The 14,348-nt window shown below is 58.8% G+C and carries 16 protein-coding genes; 7 read left to right on the top strand and 9 right to left on the bottom strand.

Translation table 11 applies throughout. The annotated features are described in order from the left end of the window. Positions 1–17 precede the first annotated feature (17 nt). From hflK to ACR0JB_RS02915, 4 genes are all read left to right on the top strand, one after another. Entirely contained in the window at positions 18–1,160 is a 1,143-nt protein-coding gene (gene hflK / locus ACR0JB_RS02900) for an FtsH protease activity modulator HflK (RefSeq protein WP_170348294.1), read from the top strand. Then, entirely contained in the window at positions 1,160–2,038 is an 879-nt protein-coding gene (gene hflC, locus ACR0JB_RS02905) for a protease modulator HflC (RefSeq protein WP_170348295.1), read from the top strand. The genes hflK and hflC overlap by 1 nt, the downstream gene beginning before the upstream one ends. Continuing rightward, on the top strand, positions 2,038–2,232 hold the full coding sequence (locus ACR0JB_RS02910) for a DUF2065 domain-containing protein (RefSeq protein WP_170409346.1): 195 nt from the start codon (positions 2,038–2,040) through the stop codon (positions 2,230–2,232). Before hflC ends, ACR0JB_RS02910 begins: the two co-directional genes overlap by 1 nt. Before the next feature lie 185 nt (positions 2,233–2,417). After that, on the top strand, positions 2,418–3,854 hold the full coding sequence (locus tag ACR0JB_RS02915) for a DegQ family serine endoprotease (protein WP_174821377.1): 1,437 nt from the start codon (positions 2,418–2,420) through the stop codon (positions 3,852–3,854). 219 nt (positions 3,855–4,073) lie between these two features. Here the strand turns inward: ACR0JB_RS02915 and ACR0JB_RS02920 are convergent, their stop codons facing one another. The 5 genes from ACR0JB_RS02920 to ACR0JB_RS02940 form a co-directional block, all read right to left on the bottom strand. Beyond that, a complete protein-coding gene (locus tag ACR0JB_RS02920) occupies positions 4,074–4,742 on the bottom strand; it encodes a Crp/Fnr family transcriptional regulator (protein WP_170348298.1) in 669 nt (222 codons plus the stop codon). A 140-nt stretch (positions 4,743–4,882) separates the two neighbouring features. Then, complete coding sequence (locus ACR0JB_RS02925; protein ID WP_170357834.1) at positions 4,883–5,488, bottom strand: inner membrane-spanning protein YciB; 606 nt, start codon at positions 5,486–5,488, stop codon at positions 4,883–4,885. 16 nt (positions 5,489–5,504) lie between these two features. After that, entirely contained in the window at positions 5,505–6,407 is a 903-nt protein-coding gene (locus ACR0JB_RS02930; RefSeq protein ID WP_170348300.1) for an EamA family transporter, read from the bottom strand. A gap of 85 nt (positions 6,408–6,492) precedes the next feature. Then, positions 6,493–7,656, bottom strand: a complete 1,164-nt coding sequence (gene ftsY / locus ACR0JB_RS02935) for a signal recognition particle-docking protein FtsY (protein WP_480789665.1) — start codon at positions 7,654–7,656, stop codon at positions 6,493–6,495. A 58-nt stretch (positions 7,657–7,714) separates the two neighbouring features. Then, complete coding sequence (locus ACR0JB_RS02940) at positions 7,715–8,353, bottom strand: lysoplasmalogenase (RefSeq protein ID WP_170374768.1); 639 nt, start codon at positions 8,351–8,353, stop codon at positions 7,715–7,717. A gap of 124 nt (positions 8,354–8,477) precedes the next feature. On the opposite strand from ACR0JB_RS02940, the gene ACR0JB_RS02945 reads away from it, so the two are divergent. Continuing rightward, positions 8,478–8,873, top strand: coding sequence for a hypothetical protein (locus tag ACR0JB_RS02945; RefSeq protein ID WP_170348303.1), 396 nt, complete (start codon positions 8,478–8,480; stop codon positions 8,871–8,873). A gap of 7 nt (positions 8,874–8,880) precedes the next feature. Here ACR0JB_RS02945 and xseA read toward each other — a convergent pair whose 3' ends face one another. After that, positions 8,881–10,374 (bottom strand): exodeoxyribonuclease VII large subunit, encoded by a 1,494-nt coding sequence (gene xseA / locus ACR0JB_RS02950; protein WP_170393553.1) that lies wholly within the window; start codon positions 10,372–10,374, stop codon positions 8,881–8,883. Positions 10,375–10,449: 75 nt separating this feature from the next. Here xseA and purD point away from each other — a divergent pair, with 75 nt between their 5' ends. Further along, complete coding sequence (purD, locus tag ACR0JB_RS02955) at positions 10,450–11,712, top strand: phosphoribosylamine--glycine ligase (protein WP_480789666.1); 1,263 nt, start codon at positions 10,450–10,452, stop codon at positions 11,710–11,712. Between the two features lie 92 nt (positions 11,713–11,804). On the opposite strand, the gene ACR0JB_RS02960 is transcribed toward purD, so the two are convergent. Both ACR0JB_RS02960 and ACR0JB_RS02965 read right to left on the bottom strand, forming a co-directional pair. Then, positions 11,805–12,593 carry an FG-GAP repeat domain-containing protein gene (locus tag ACR0JB_RS02960; protein WP_170393557.1) on the bottom strand — a complete coding sequence of 263 codons (789 nt, stop codon included), beginning with the start codon at positions 12,591–12,593 and terminating at the stop codon, positions 11,805–11,807. Then, complete coding sequence (locus ACR0JB_RS02965) at positions 12,593–12,916, bottom strand: 2Fe-2S iron-sulfur cluster-binding protein (RefSeq protein WP_170348307.1); 324 nt, start codon at positions 12,914–12,916, stop codon at positions 12,593–12,595. The genes ACR0JB_RS02960 and ACR0JB_RS02965 overlap by 1 nt, the downstream gene beginning before the upstream one ends. 127 nt (positions 12,917–13,043) lie before the next feature. Between ACR0JB_RS02965 and ACR0JB_RS02970 the strand changes: the two genes are divergently transcribed. Continuing rightward, entirely contained in the window at positions 13,044–13,415 is a 372-nt protein-coding gene (locus tag ACR0JB_RS02970; RefSeq protein WP_170348308.1) for an OB-fold nucleic acid binding domain-containing protein, read from the top strand. Between the two features lie 4 nt (positions 13,416–13,419). Here the strand turns inward: ACR0JB_RS02970 and ACR0JB_RS02975 are convergent, their stop codons facing one another. After that, positions 13,420–14,154, bottom strand: coding sequence for an extensin-like domain-containing protein (locus ACR0JB_RS02975; RefSeq protein WP_254440475.1), 735 nt, complete (start codon positions 14,152–14,154; stop codon positions 13,420–13,422). Between the last annotated feature and the right edge of the window lie 194 nt (positions 14,155–14,348).

The following is a 14,348-nucleotide window of genomic DNA, read 5'->3' on the forward strand; positions in this document are numbered from 1 at the left end:
CGAAGGAACAGATACATATGGCGGGCAACAGCGGTGGCCCCTGGGGGGGCGGAGGCTCTTCTGGAGGCGGAGGAAATCGGGGTAATAATGGGGACGGACGCAAGCCTCCCGAAGGCGACGGCCCGCAGATCCCCGAGATCGATGAGCTGATGAAAAAAGGCCAAGAGCAGCTGCGCGTTCTGATGGGCGGTCGCGGCGGCGGTGGCCGTGGCGGCGGTCAGGGAGCGGGCGGCGGTGGTCCGGTTTTCACCAAAGGCACGGTAGTGATTGGTTTGCTGGTTGCCGCGGGTCTGTGGGGAGCTGCAAGCTTCTACACGGTCAAACCGGAAGAACAGTCGGTTGAGTTGTTCTTGGGTGAATTTTCGGCCGTTGGGAATCCGGGTCTGAACTTTGCGCCTTGGCCGTTTGTGACCGCCGAGGTGATCCCGGTAACCCGTGAACAGAATGAAGACATGGGCGGTGCGCGCGGCAGTGACGATGGTCTGATGCTGACCGGCGACGAAAATGTGGTCGACATCGACTATCAGGTTGTCTGGAACATCAACGATCCGGCTAAATATCTGTTTAACCTGCGCGATCCGCGTCAGACGATTCGGGCCGTTTCTGAATCGGCGATGCGCGAGATCATCGCACAGAGCGAGTTGGCACCGATTCTGAACAGGGACCGGGGCATTATCGCAGACCGGTTGCAGGAATTGATTCAGCTGACAATGGACAGCTACGATTCTGGTGTGAACATCGTCCGCGTGAACTTTGACAAGGCTGACCCTCCACAGGACGTGATCGCAGCGTTCCGTGATGTTCAGGCTGCGGCGCAAGAACGTGACCGCCTGCAGAACGTTGCGGATGCCTATGCCAACCGCGTTTTGGCCGAGGCGCGTGGTGAAGCCGCACAGGTTCTGGAAGAGGCCGAAGCCTATCGCGCCCAGCAGATCAATGGCGCGCAGGGTGAGGCCAGCCGCTTTAGCGCGGTTCTGGAAGAGTACTCCAAGGCACCCGACGTGACGCGCAAGCGTCTGTATCTGGAGCGCATGGAGCAGGTTCTGGGCGACGTAGACAAAATCATCCTCGACGAGAACTCGACAGGGTCGGGGCAGGGCGTGGTGCCTTATCTTCCGCTCAATGAGCTGCGCCGCAATCAGACTGAGGAGAGCAACTGATGCGTAAGTCACCTATTATCCTCATTCTGGTTGTGATCCTGGGTGTAATCGGCCTGTCCTCGATTTTCATCGTGGACGAACGTGAACGTGCGCTGGTTCTGCAATTTGGCCGCGTCGTTGCCGTTAAGGAAGAACCCGGTTTGGCGTTCAAGATTCCGTTGATTCAGGAAGTTGTGCGCTATGACGACCGTATCCTGTCGATCGACGTGCAGCCGCTTGAAGTAACGCCACTGGATGACCGTCGTTTGGTTGTTGATGCGTTTGCACGTTATCGGATTTCCGATCTGAACCGCTTCCGTCAGGCCGTCGGTGTTGGCGGTATCCCGGTCGCCGAGGATCGTTTGGATCGCATCTTGCGCGCCGAAACCCGCGAAGTGCTGGGTTCGGTTTCGTCCCGCGATATCCTGAGTTCCGACCGTGCCGCCTTGATGCTGCGCATCCGCAACAGCGCGATCGCCGAAGCGCAGGCGCTGGGCGTTAACGTCATCGACGTGCGCTTGAAAGCAACCGACCTGCCGCAAGCCAACCTTGAGGCCACTTTTGACCGGATGAAGGCCGAGCGTGAACGCGAGGCGACCGATGAACGCGCCCGTGGTAACGAGGCGGCCCAGCGAGTGCGCGCCCAGGCGGATCGTACTGTGGTTGAACTGGTGTCGGATGCTCGCCGTGAGGCCGAGATAATCCGCGGTGAAGCAGATGCCGAACGTAACGCGATCTTTGCCGAAGCTTACGGCGCGGACCCTGAGTTCTTTGAATTCTACCGCTCTTTGTCGGCCTATGAAAATGCGTTGGGCGGCAGCAACAGTTCGATGGTTCTGAGCCCGGATTCCGAGTTCTTCAATTACCTGAAATCGCCCACCGGGCAGGCTGGTCGGTAATGGGCCTGATCCTTCTGGCCTTCGGGCTGGTACTGATTGTCGAGGGGCTGGCCTATGCGCTGGCCCCTTCGCTTATTGAACGTATGCTTGAGGCGCTTCGGTCACTGCCTGAACAGGCCCGTCGTCTGGTCGGTCTGCTATGTGTTGTCAGCGGTCTGGTGTTGTTGTGGGGTGCATTTCAACTCGGGTTTTGACACGTTGATTTCAATTGCCGGTGAATTCCCCGCGATCCCGAGTTGCGGGCTTGGGTAAACTGACTACATTGGTTTCCAAGAGGGGTTGCTATGCGGCACCCTTATGACGTTGTTCGACAAGGAGTTCCCAAGTGCAGGCACAAGCGCGCAGTATTTCCGTCCAAAGGGACGACAGTGTTGGTTTCATGCGGCTGATGTGGTTGGCCTTTGCGGGGATGTTGCTTGTTCTGGCCCAATCCGTCGCCGCGCAGGCGCGGAGCGAAAGCCTGGCGCCGCTGGCCGAAAAGATCAGCCCAGCAGTGGTGAACATCACCACATCGACCCTGATCGAAGGGCAAACTGGCCCGCAAGGGATCGTGCCCGAAGGCTCTCCGTTCGAGGATTTCTTTCGCGAGTTTCAGGACCGAGATGGTGAAGAGGGCGACCGCCCACGCCGCAGCAATGCGCTGGGATCGGGTTTTGTGATTTCCGAGGACGGTTATATCGTCACCAACAACCACGTTATTGCGGAAGCTGATGAAATCCTTGTGGAATTCTTTCCAGGCGACGGTCAGCCCAAGAAAGAGCTGCCCGCCAAGGTGATTGGCACAGATGAAAAAACAGACATCGCGCTGCTCAAGGTCGAAGCTTCGGGCCCGCTACAATATGTGCAATTCGGTGACAGCGACATTGCGCGTGTGGGGGATTGGGTGATTGCCATGGGTAACCCGCTGGGGCAGGGCTTTTCTGTTTCGGCTGGTATCGTTTCGGCCCGCAACCGGGCGCTGAGCGGTTCTTATGACGACTATATTCAGACGGACGCAGCCATTAACCGGGGGAACTCGGGCGGGCCGCTGTTTAATATGAACGGCGAGGTGATCGGCGTGAACACCGCGATCCTGTCGCCCAATGGCGGCTCCATCGGGATCGGGTTCTCGATGGCGTCCAACGTGGTCGTTAAGGTCGTCGACCAACTGCGCGAATTCGGTGAAACCCGCCGTGGCTGGCTGGGCGTGCGCATTCAAGACGTGACCGAGGACATGGCCGAGGCGATGGGGCTGGACAAACCCGGCGGCGCGCTGATCAGCGATGTACCGGACGGTCCGGCCAAAGATGCGGGCCTGCTTGCAGGTGATGTTATCCTCAGCTTTGACGGGGTCGAGGTCGAAGATACGCGCGGTCTGGTGCGTCAGGTGGGCGAGACTACGGTTGGCAAGTCGGTTCGTGTTGTGGTGCATCGCGACGGGGGCACTCAGACCGTTCTGGTCACGCTGGGCCGTCGTGAGGATGCGGAACGCGCGGATAGCGAGGAAGAGGACACACCAGATGCCGCGCCTGAGGAAAACGCCGATATTCTGGGCCTGACGATTTCACCCCTGACAGATACGTTGCGCACCGATCTTGATTTGGATGCGGAGGCAGAAGGGCTGGTCGTGACTGCGGTAGACGAAGCGTCCGAAGCTTATTCCAAGGGGCTGCGCGCCGGTGATCTGATTACCGAAGCCGGTCAGCAGAAGGTCAGCTCTATTGAAGATCTCGAGGCCCGCATGGAAGAAGCGCGTGAGGCAGGCCGCAAGTCGTTGTTGTTGCTGGTGCGCCGTGGCGGTGAACCGCGCTTTGTGGCGCTGAGCCTGGGCGAGTAACTGACACCAAAATAACCCAAAAGGCCGGGGTTATCGCTCCGGCTTTTTTGCGTTTTTGGGGGGTGGAAAAAAGGTGAGCCACACGCCGGGGAGGCGCATGGCTCTGATACAGGGAGAGGTCAGTGGACAGATATCGGGGATGATTCTCTGACCTCCTACGGTAACAACTAAGAGATTAGTCTTGATGTTGTAAAAGGTCTGTGAAGCAGGTCACAGGGATCAGATCAGGTCGGATTCTGCCAGTTCGCGCAGGGCTTGGAAATCCTGAATCATCAACCCGCCACGCGAAGCTTCGACCACGTTGTCGCGTTTCCAGGTCGAGATCGTCTTGGACACCGCCTCGCGCGTGGCGCCAACGAATTCGGCAAGTTCGCTTTGCGACAGGGTGATCCGGGTCGATGGGTCATCCTGAAGTCCGGACAGGTGTAACAGCTTGCGGGCCAACCGGATTGGCATCGGCAGGAACACCTGCTCATTCAGCTGCGACCCCATCCACCGCATGCGCAGACCGGCCAATCGGATCAAGTCAACCGCCAGATCGGGGTGCTGGCGAATTTGCTCCATCACATCCCCCTGCCGGACACGCAGAATGCGCGAGGATTCTGCCGCGGCGATGGTGGCTGTGCGAGGGCCGCTGTCGAACAGTGCAATCTCTCCGAACACCTCACCAGGGCGCATAAGGGTCAGCGACAGCTTGCGGCCGCTCATGGCCAGAAAGGACACCTCAAGCGTACCTTCGAGAATGGCGTACAATGCGTCACCCTCGTCACCCTGTTCAAACAGGACGTCACCACGTTCCAGTGCGATTTCAGTCGCCTGGGCGGAAAGCATGGCTTTCAACCCGTCGGATGCCTCGGACAGGAAGCCGCTGTCTGGGAAAGCCGTCATGAGTTCCAGATTCTCCGGCTGTGAGTGTTTTGGTGGTGACACAACTTTCCACAGGTTCGGCGTTAAGCCAAGGTTTTTGTCGGCATCGGCCGACAAACCATCGCAAACGTATGAGGCGAACGCCTTCCCAACCGGTTCATCTACTGGTGGTCGGGGTCATCCATATAGCTTTGCAGCAGATTGAATTGCAGCATCAGAAACACCATCAGCGCTATGGGAAAGCCGAATGTTTCGATCTTGACCCAAAGGTCGGTGGACATCGTCCGCCAGACAAATTCGTTGGCCACCGCCAGAACCGCGAAACAACCGCAGAGTCGCCGGGTCAGGATCATCCAACCCTCGTGGCGCATCGGCAGCATCTCGTCCAGGACATAGGCGAGGTAGGATTTGCCTTGCAGCAGACCGATGCCAAGCATGATTGAAAAGAAGCCGTAGACCAGCGTGGTTTTCATTTTGAAAAACCGCTCGTCATTGAACCAGGCGGTCAGGCCGCCAAAGAAGATGACCATGAATGCGGTGAAAATCTGTATCCGGCTGAGCTTACCGGTCAGGAACCAAAGAACCCCCATCGCGGCCAGCATCAGCGGCACGAAAAGGATGGTGGCAATGATAAAACCGGAATACTCGATGCCGCCGATCAGGAAGCTGTCGTCGCGCAGGCGTAGGTAGATGAAGAAAAAAGCCAGTGGAGGCCCAAGCTCCAGCACTTGTTTCAGAAACGGGTTGATCTCTTTTTTGCCTGACATAGTGGTTTCCTGCTGCTTACCCGCCCATTTCAACTATTACGGCGCCGAGTGCAATCAATGCCATCAGTGCAATCCGCCGTGGCCCCACGGTTTCCTTCAACACCAGCCATCCGATCAGGGCCGCAAAGACGGTTGAGGTTTCACGTAGGACTGCCGCTTCGCCGACCTTGTCGAGCCTTGTGGCCAGCATGATGGCTCCGAAAGACATTGGGGCGATAATGCCGCCTGCAAGGCCGCGCAGCATCAAAGGCCCAATGGTAGGCCGATTGATCATCGCGCGCCATCTCAGAAAGGCATAGATCGGCATGGTCGCACCGTCGATCATGAAGAACCAGGCCAGAAAGGTGAACGGATCGGCAGTGGCGCGGATGCCATAGGCGTCATAGGTGGTGTAAAGCGCCACGAACAAGCCGGTCGAAACGGCCAATACCAGCGCTATGCCCAGCGTGTCGCGGTTGGTTTCGAGAAACCGAAAGTTATAGGCGGCCAATCCAAAGATACCAGCCAGCAGGACAGCCACGCCGAACCACTGGGTACCGGTGAAGGTTTCTCCGAACAGCAGGTAGGCACCGATGACGGTGAACAGGGGGCCTGTGCCGCGGACAACCGGATAGACGACAGTGTAAGAGCCCTTGGTATAGGCCATCGCCTGCAGAACTTTGTAGGCGACATGGATCAGCCAGACGGTGGCAAAGATTGGCCACATGTAGGGTTCTGGCCACGGTACTACAAAAAAAGCGAACGGGGCGGCCATCAGGCAATAGCTAGCGTCGATCGCACCGCGTGATAGCCATGGATCGTGGCGGCCTTTTTGCAGGGCGCCGAACACTGCGTGCAGAAAGGCGGCCATCAAAGCAAGCCCCAGGGCGAGTTGATGGCCTGCTTCCGTGCCTTCGAGAGAGATCAGCCAGTCGCTCAAGTGTCAGATCATTTCACTAGGAGGGGGCGGGGATTTTCCATCCCCAGCCCCCCCGAGGGTATTTGAGGCCAGATAAAGCTGCGGTTCAGGACTGATCCAGACCAGTGAGCGCGGCGGCGAATTCTTCGGGGTCGAAAGCGGCGAGGTCATCAATCTGCTCTCCGACGCCGATGGCGTGAATGGGCAGGCCGAACTTGTCAGCCAGTGCGACCAGAACGCCGCCCTTGGCCGTGCCGTCCAGTTTGGTCATCACCAGGCCCGAGACATCGGCTAGATTGCGGAAAGTTTCCACCTGACTCAGCGCGTTCTGACCGGTCGTGGCGTCCAGCACCAGCAATGTGTTGTGCGGTGCGGTTTCGTCTTTCTTGCGGATAACACGGACGATCTTAGCCAGTTCTTCCATCAGGTCGGCGCGGTTTTGCAGCCGACCGGCGGTGTCGATCATCAGCAAGTCGGCACCGTCCTCTTGCGCCTTGGTCAGCGCGTCGAAGGCAAGGCTGGCCGGATCGGACCCTTCAGGGGCGGTCAGGACGGGCACGCCCGCGCGATCGCCCCAGACTTGCAGCTGTTCGACAGCGGCAGCGCGGAAGGTATCTCCTGCAGCGATCACGACCTTTTTGCCGGCAGCTTTGAACTGGCTGGCCAGTTTGCCGATCGTTGTGGTTTTACCTGAGCCGTTCACGCCGACGACCAGCACCACTTGCGGACGTTTGGCATAGATAGGTAGGGGTTTGGCGACTGGCTCCATTACGCGGGCCACTTCCTGCGCCAAAAGCTGTTTGATTTCCTGGGTCGAGAGTTTGCGGCCAAAGCGCCCTTCGGCCATGTTGGCGGTGACACGTAAGGCAGTATCTACGCCCATATCCGAGGCGATCAGCAGCTCTTCGAGCTGTTCCAGCATGTCGTCGTCCAGCGTACGGCGCACGGCGGTTTTGGCCTCGCTGCGACCGAACAATCGACCCAACACGCCTTTGGAAGGTGTCGCCTCGGGGGGCGGGGGGGCAGGTGTCGGATCAACAGGCGCGGGCTCGGGTACCTCAACCGGTTGCGGCGCTGGCGTAGGTTCGGGCACCTCTGGGACTGGTTGGGGAACTTCCGGTACGGGTTCCGGCTGCGGCTCGGGGTCCGGGATGATCGGGTCGGGTGCGACTGTTTCCTCGCCCCCATCTTCAACAATGGCCTCAAGCCCCTGTTCGAGGCGGGACGAGGATTTGAACAACTTGTCCTTGAGCTTTGAGAAAAACGCCATTTTTGGTCTCCGCAGGTGTTCCCCTCACCTAATGCGGATTTGCGGCAGTTGCAAAGGGTCAGAGGAACGCAATCAGCAGACCCGCCTGAGCACCCCAATAAAGTGGCCAGACCAGATAAGGCGTGATCTTCAGGGCGGGGTGGCCCTTGGGCAGCAGGAACTTTTCGGTTGCCAAGATAAGATCCGAGGCAATGAAGGCCAGAGCTGCAGGCAAGGCCCATCTCAGGGCGCCGGTTTCGGGCAGGGTCAGTACGGCGACGCCCATCCCCAGAATGATCGGAATATAGCCCAGAACAGGACCTTTGAGGTCCCCGGCCCGTGGGGCCAACAGGGTGGCGGCGACAATGCCCAGAATGATAAGGGACCAGAAATACCCAGGCTGGTCGAAAATCAGGGCAAGATTGCTTGAAGGATGAGTGAGAAACAGGGCGATATATGCAAGGTGACCTGCGGCAAAGGCCCCAATCCCGGCCATGAAAGTGCTGTCAGTTTCGCGCGACAACAGCGCGTCGCCAATGGCGCACAATAAGAGCGCGACCACCAGAAGAAGCGGACCTGCACCCAACAAGGCAGTCACGGCCAGCAGTGCGACGGATGCAGTTTTCAACACGGATCGCAATGTGCTGGCCGGACGCGGCGACAGCGGCAGGTAGGCCAAAGCACAAGCAGCCGCGAGCCAGAACAGTACAGTTGTCATAGATACCTCTCCGTTTTCAGCAGCTTGTGACGGGTTGTTGATTCACCTCAACCGTGACGTTGAGGCAGGGATCCTGCGGAAATGGTGATTGGCGCCGGACAATTGCTTCTGACACAATGTGGCTATGCTCAGATATCTTGTGATTCTTCTTCTGCTGCCCGCGTATTCAGCGACGGCTCAATCAGCCCTGTCGGGTGCGGATTTTGACGACTACACGCGGGGGAAAACCCTGTTCTACGGTTTTCAGGGGCAGGTATATGGCGTCGAACGGTACTTGCCCAATCGCCGCGTCATTTGGTCGTTTCTGGATGGCGATTGCAAGCATGGCGTCTGGTACGAAAAGGATGCCCAGATCTGTTTCATCTACGAAGACCGTCTGGACCCACAATGCTGGGTGTTCACCCGATCAGGGGGTGGTCTGATCGCGCAATTCGAAGGCGACCCGGAAGAAACCGAGCTTTATGAGGCCGAGGATGTCGACGAAGAGATGATTTGCTATGGGCCGGATGTTGGTGTCTGAGATCGGTTCAGAACAATGAACCCTGATCTGGCGCGTCTTTTTTGGGCGTTTTTTTCGTAGCTGACCGTGGGGCAGCAGTTTGACCGGTGGTCAGCACGCCATCGGCGAACTCTATCTCAAGTGAGCCATGCTTTGCAGCCTGAGCTTTTGTCGTGACAACCTGATCCTCGGCGCGGACCACGGCATAACCCCGTTGCAACGTTGCCTTGTAGCTGAGCGTTTCGCGTAGGCGGTCGGTGGCGTCCAGCTGTTGTCGCATCCGGTCCAGGCGCGTTGTTTGGGCGGCGTTCATACGCTCAGCCAATCGGGTGATGGATTGGCGCTGTATCTCGATCTCACGCTGAATGGGACGCAAGGACAAGCGTGACGACAGGTTGCGCACCGCTTCTTGTCGGCTTGAAACAAGGTTGCGCAGGGTCGAGGGGCGCAGGTGGGCGGAAAGTTTAACCACTTGTAGGCGGCGGTTCTGCACACCGCGCTCAAGCGCCGGGGTTAGGCGATCTGCAATCAAATCAAGCCGTTGGCGCGGGGTATTCAACAGGCTGTCCGGGCGCGGCAGGGCGCGGGACAGATCGCGCAGGCGCTGCGACCGACGTTGGACCGCATCGGTTGCGGCACGCGACAGACGTGCGCCTTGTTCGCCGGTCCAGGCCAGCAGCTCTATCCGTACAGGTACGGCCAGTTCGGCGGCGGCGGTCGGTGTGGGCGCGCGACGGTCTGAGACGTAGTCAATCAGCGTCGTGTCCGTCTCGTGCCCCACGGCCGAGATCAGCGGGATATCTGATCCCGCAGCGGCGCGCGCCGCGATTTCCTCATTAAATCCCCACAGATCTTCGATCGAACCTCCACCCCGGGCGACAATAATCAGGTCAGGGCGGGGCAGAGCGCCTCCGGGTGTTAATTTGTTGAACCCGTTGATCGCATTTGCAACTTCGGGGGCACAGTTCGACCCCTGCACGGCGACTGGCCAGATCAGAACCTTACGCGGGAACCGATCCCGCAGGCGGTGCAGTATGTCCCGGATCACCGCCCCTGAGGGAGAGGTCACAACACCGATGACCCGTGGCAGATAGGGCAGCGGTTTTTTACGCTCGGGGGCAAACAGCCCTTCGGCCTCAAGCTGTTTCTTGCGTTTCTCCAGCAACGCCATCAGCGCGCCTTGTCCGGCAACGGCGACCTCATCGACGTTCAAGTTGTATTTCGACTGCGCGCCAAATGCGGTCAGTCGACCGGTGACCACAACCTCCAACCCTTCTTCGGGGACAACGGACAAGCCCGAGATCTGGCCTTTCCATGTGGTGCAGGCCAGCACATTCCGGTCATCCTTGATGTCGTAATAGAGATGACCCGAGCGCGCCTTGAACACGCGCCCGACCTCGCCGCGCACACGGATTCGACCGAACGTGCCTTCTAGCGTGCGTTTCACCTCGCCCGAGATGTCCGAGACAGTGTATTCAGGGGTGTTTTGGCCGGGAATGGGGTCGTCAAGCAGGTCGGACATTTCAGCGCCTTGTGTCAAATGCCCGGCCAGCTTAGAACGCGCGCAAGGCGAGGCCAAGCAGATCGGAGAGCATTCATGAATATCCTCATTCTCGGCAGTGGTGGGCGGGAACACAGCCTGGCTTGGGCGGTGATGCAGAACCCCAAATGTGACCGTCTGATCGTGGCGCCGGGAAATGCCGGGATCGCGCAGATCGCGGATTGTGCCGCGCTGGATATTGAGAACGGTGGGGACGTCGTTAGTTTTGCTGAGGAAAACGCGATTGACTTCGTGATTGTAGGCCCCGAGGCACCCTTGGCTGCCGGCGTGGCGGATCGACTGCGCGAAGCAGGCGTGCTGGTTTTTGGGCCTTCTGCGGCGGCAGCCCAGTTGGAGGCGTCGAAAAGTTTTACCAAGGAAATCTGCGATGCGTCGGGCGCACCGACCGCAGCCTATGCGCGGTTTACCGAGGCTGAACCAGCCAAAGCCTATATTCGCGAACAGGGGGCTCCGATTGTCGTCAAGGCCGACGGATTAGCCGCAGGCAAGGGCGTGATCGTGGCGATGGATGACCAAACCGCTTTGGACGCCATCGACGACATGTTCGGCGGTGCTTTTGGCGGGGCAGGGGCCGAGGTTGTCATCGAAGAGTTCATGGATGGAGAAGAGGCGTCACTGTTCGTGCTGTGCGATGGCGAGAACATCCTGTCCGTCGGCACCGCACAAGACCACAAGCGTGTGGGGGAGGGCGATACGGGCCTGAACACCGGGGGCATGGGGGCTTATTCCCCGGCACCGGTTCTGAGCGCCGAGATTGAAGCCCGCGCGATGGAAGAGATCATCAAACCCACCGTAGCCGAGATGAAACGGCGCGGAATGCCGTTTCAGGGTGTTCTCTATGCCGGACTGATGATCAAGGACGGCCAGCCCCGTCTGGTGGAATACAATGTGCGGTTTGGCGATCCTGAATGCCAAGTTCTGATGATGCGTCTGGGCGCACAGGCGATGGACCTGATGCATGCCGCTGCCGAGGGCCGGTTGGGCGAGGCGCGGGTGAACTGGGCGGATGATCATGCCCTGACCGTGGTGATGGCGGCGAACGGATATCCGGGTGCGTACGAAAAGGGCAGTGTGATCAATGGTCTGGAGGGCCTTCCCGAGGATAGCGGGAATATGGTGTTCCACGCCGGAACCAAGGCTTCGGAGGGTCAGATCGTGGCCTCTGGCGGTCGCGTACTGAGTGTCACTGCCCGTGGAGGCACATTGCAAGAGGCACGGGACCGGGCCTATGGGGCGGTCGACGGGATTGACTGGCCTGATGGGTTCTACCGTCGCGACATCGGCTGGCGGGCGCTCTGATCCAAAACGCTCCCGCGTCCTGACGCTGCATCAAAGATGCACCGACAAAGGCCTTGGGCCGGGCAGCCCGCTGGCGCGGGCTGCGGTCGGTTCTATTTTGGACAGGCCAGTGCCCCTTTCATTGCAGATGGGGTAAAGGGCAGCAGTTCCCGTTTTTTCCAGCCATCATCGTAGTTGACGCTGACAATGCTGCTCCAGTCAGCGTTGACCACAATAATTTCACGGTTTCCTCCGCATTTGCGAATGCCACCGGTGATGAAGTCCTCTCCAATCTGGTGATTGGTCAGACCGGGTAGGGTTGCGATCTCGGTCAGTGCGCTGTTCTGAAATCGCCAAATGCGCAGGGTTTTGGCTAGATGCGGGCGGTCGATGTAAGCAATCTCGACTAGCCCGTCACCATCCAGATCTGCAGCGCCAATTGGAGCGAGCCAGCGAAAGCGGGTCCCAATGTGGGGCGTGGCTGCGATCTTTTCTCCGCGTGCATCATAGATTGCGAGTTGTGCGCCGGCATGGACGCTGGATTCCACGACGATCACTTCGTTTGATCCATCTAGATTGATATCGACCAGACGGGGACTGAGGTCTTCAAAGACGCGATCAAGTGGCAACTTGATGGTCAGAACCGAGCGTTTGTTTACCGGCTGGATGAAGAGCGTTTTAGTTGACGTATTCGAAACTTTGAGTTCAAGCGCGCCATATTCGATGTCGTCGCCCAGTACGCCGTGGGCATAGCGTGTCGTTGGCTCAGTGAAGCGGGCGCTTGTGATGGTGTCTGCAGCTGCTGGTCCCATCGCCGTCAGCCACACACTCAACGCCAGCACCGCGCCGCGTGCCCGATGTTGCCACAGACGGGCGGACAGACGCGGCGCTTTGGAAAGCATTAGATCTGCTTTTCGGGCATCTGTACCACCAGACCGTCCAACTCATCCGTGACCTTGATCTGGCAGGTCAGGCGCGAACGGGTCGGGTCGGGCTCATAGGCAAAATCCAGCATGTCTTCTTCCATGTCATCCTTGCCTGGGACTTTCTCGACCCAGTCGGGGTGGATGTAGACGTGGCAGGTCGAGCAGGCGCACGCGCCGCCGCAGTCGGCCTCGATGCCGGGGATGTTGTTGTCGCGGGCCCCTTCCATGACTGTCAGCCCGTTGGCGACCTCGACTGTGTGTTCGGTACCGCCATGCTCGACATAGGTGATCTTTGCCATTGCGTGCGTCTTCCTTTTTCGGTTGTCGAATTCTTCCTTAGTGAAGGCGTTTAGGTCTTTCCAGTACCATTTGCGACTCAACACGCCGTGTCTGGACTTTCCTGCAGTTTGTTCTATTTTTGTTCTCATGCTTGTTGCCCCTGTTCATCCTGCGGTTTCAAACCGGAACTGGCCGCGCCCGCCGACCTGTTTGCCAGCCAACCGGCTGGACGACCCGCCTGAAGGCGCGCGCGTGGCTGTCGCCGGGCTGGTGATTCTGCGGCAGAGACCGGGGACAGCCAAGGGGGTGATCTTTGTCACGCTTGAGGATGAGACCGGTATCGTGAACGTGGTCGTCTGGCGGAAAATCTACGAACAATTCCGCCGCGCGGTGATTTCCGGGCGCCTGTTGCGGGTCACGGGCCGGATGCAGCGGGCGCATTCGGTGACCCATGTGATCGCGGAAGAGATCGAGGATATCTCATCAATGCTGGATGTATTGGTACGGGGGGAGGGTTAGGCCTCTAGCGACAAACAGATCCGCTGCGGCGGCTCGCTGTGTCAAAATGGAAATGCCCTTTGTGATAGCGGTCGGCGTCCGGACCCAGAACTGTGCCGAACAGACCGCAAGCACCTGCATGAAGCTCACGCATGGCGTCGCTTGTATCTTCAGCTGTCCACCCGTCGCGTACCGTGATCACAGTGCCGTCCATGAGTACGAAAGATGAGATATCAATCGCGCGGCCACGGGCGTGTTCCGACATTCGCGCGCGCGGCTGATTGTTCTGTGTCTTGCACGCATAATGGCCGGCCAGACGAATTCCTTTCAAACCGCCACCCTGATCCGCAAAGGTCGGTTTGGCCGTGTTCTCCAGCCAAGTCTTGAGCGTGATGGCGGTTTCGCAATCCATCAGCGCCAATTGGCTGAGAAAGACATCAGACACCACGCGGATACGCACGGGATCGGCAATGCCGCATCCCCTGTACTTTCCTCTAAAGGGTTTTCGGCTCTCGCCGAGAATGGTCCAGTCGCCACACACCGCACCGCGATCGCGCATCCGTTCGCGGCCAACCTCGATCTGACGGAATTTGCAGGGCCGCAGCCGCGGTCTGAGGGATACAGTCAGTTCGCGCTTGGCGGGGGCTGCGACGGCGTCTTCCTCCAACAGAACGTCCAATTCGGCGGACGGGTCATAGGCCACCAGTTCATGCGGTTGAGCCTGCGCAGGCTCCTCGCAATCTGGCGCGGCGCTCGCCATTCCTGTGCATAAAATAAACAGAGGGGTTAAAACTCGCATAAAACAACTCGTTCATTTTCCGGCCCGACCGATGGTCGCCTGACCAGTCTCAAAGCAGGTGTCGAGGCGTGGACCAGTCTGGGCTTTGAAAAATCCTTTTCCTATTCAAAGCCAGAGTATAGCAGGGATTTCTCATCGCTTGAACAAATTGCTCT

This window comes from Ruegeria sp. BI7 (assembly GCF_056537925.1).

Excerpts from the sequence above, each read along its gene's own strand:
- hflK (WP_170348294.1), top strand. The coding sequence starts at position 18 with ATGGCGGGCAACAGCGGTGGCCCCTGGGGGGGCGGAGGCTCTTCTGGA.
- hflC (WP_170348295.1), top strand. The coding sequence starts at position 1,160 with ATGCGTAAGTCACCTATTATCCTCATTCTGGTTGTGATCCTGGGTGTA.
- ACR0JB_RS02910 (WP_170409346.1), top strand. The coding sequence starts at position 2,038 with ATGGGCCTGATCCTTCTGGCCTTCGGGCTGGTACTGATTGTCGAGGGG.
- ACR0JB_RS02915 (WP_174821377.1), top strand. The coding sequence starts at position 2,418 with ATGCGGCTGATGTGGTTGGCCTTTGCGGGGATGTTGCTTGTTCTGGCC.
- ACR0JB_RS02920 (WP_170348298.1), bottom strand. The coding sequence starts at position 4,742 with ATGACGGCTTTCCCAGACAGCGGCTTCCTGTCCGAGGCATCCGACGGG.
- ACR0JB_RS02925 (WP_170357834.1), bottom strand. The coding sequence starts at position 5,488 with ATGTCAGGCAAAAAAGAGATCAACCCGTTTCTGAAACAAGTGCTGGAG.
- ftsY (WP_480789665.1), bottom strand. The coding sequence starts at position 7,656 with ATGGCGTTTTTCTCAAAGCTCAAGGACAAGTTGTTCAAATCCTCGTCC.
- ACR0JB_RS02940 (WP_170374768.1), bottom strand. The coding sequence starts at position 8,353 with ATGACAACTGTACTGTTCTGGCTCGCGGCTGCTTGTGCTTTGGCCTAC.
- ACR0JB_RS02945 (WP_170348303.1), top strand. The coding sequence starts at position 8,478 with ATGCTCAGATATCTTGTGATTCTTCTTCTGCTGCCCGCGTATTCAGCG.
- xseA (WP_170393553.1), bottom strand. The coding sequence starts at position 10,374 with ATGTCCGACCTGCTTGACGACCCCATTCCCGGCCAAAACACCCCTGAA.
- purD (WP_480789666.1), top strand. The coding sequence starts at position 10,450 with ATGAATATCCTCATTCTCGGCAGTGGTGGGCGGGAACACAGCCTGGCT.
- ACR0JB_RS02960 (WP_170393557.1), bottom strand. The coding sequence starts at position 12,593 with ATGCTTTCCAAAGCGCCGCGTCTGTCCGCCCGTCTGTGGCAACATCGG.
- ACR0JB_RS02965 (WP_170348307.1), bottom strand. The coding sequence starts at position 12,916 with ATGGCAAAGATCACCTATGTCGAGCATGGCGGTACCGAACACACAGTC.
- ACR0JB_RS02970 (WP_170348308.1), top strand. The coding sequence starts at position 13,044 with ATGCTTGTTGCCCCTGTTCATCCTGCGGTTTCAAACCGGAACTGGCCG.
- ACR0JB_RS02975 (WP_254440475.1), bottom strand. The coding sequence starts at position 14,154 with ATGGCGAGCGCCGCGCCAGATTGCGAGGAGCCTGCGCAGGCTCAACCG.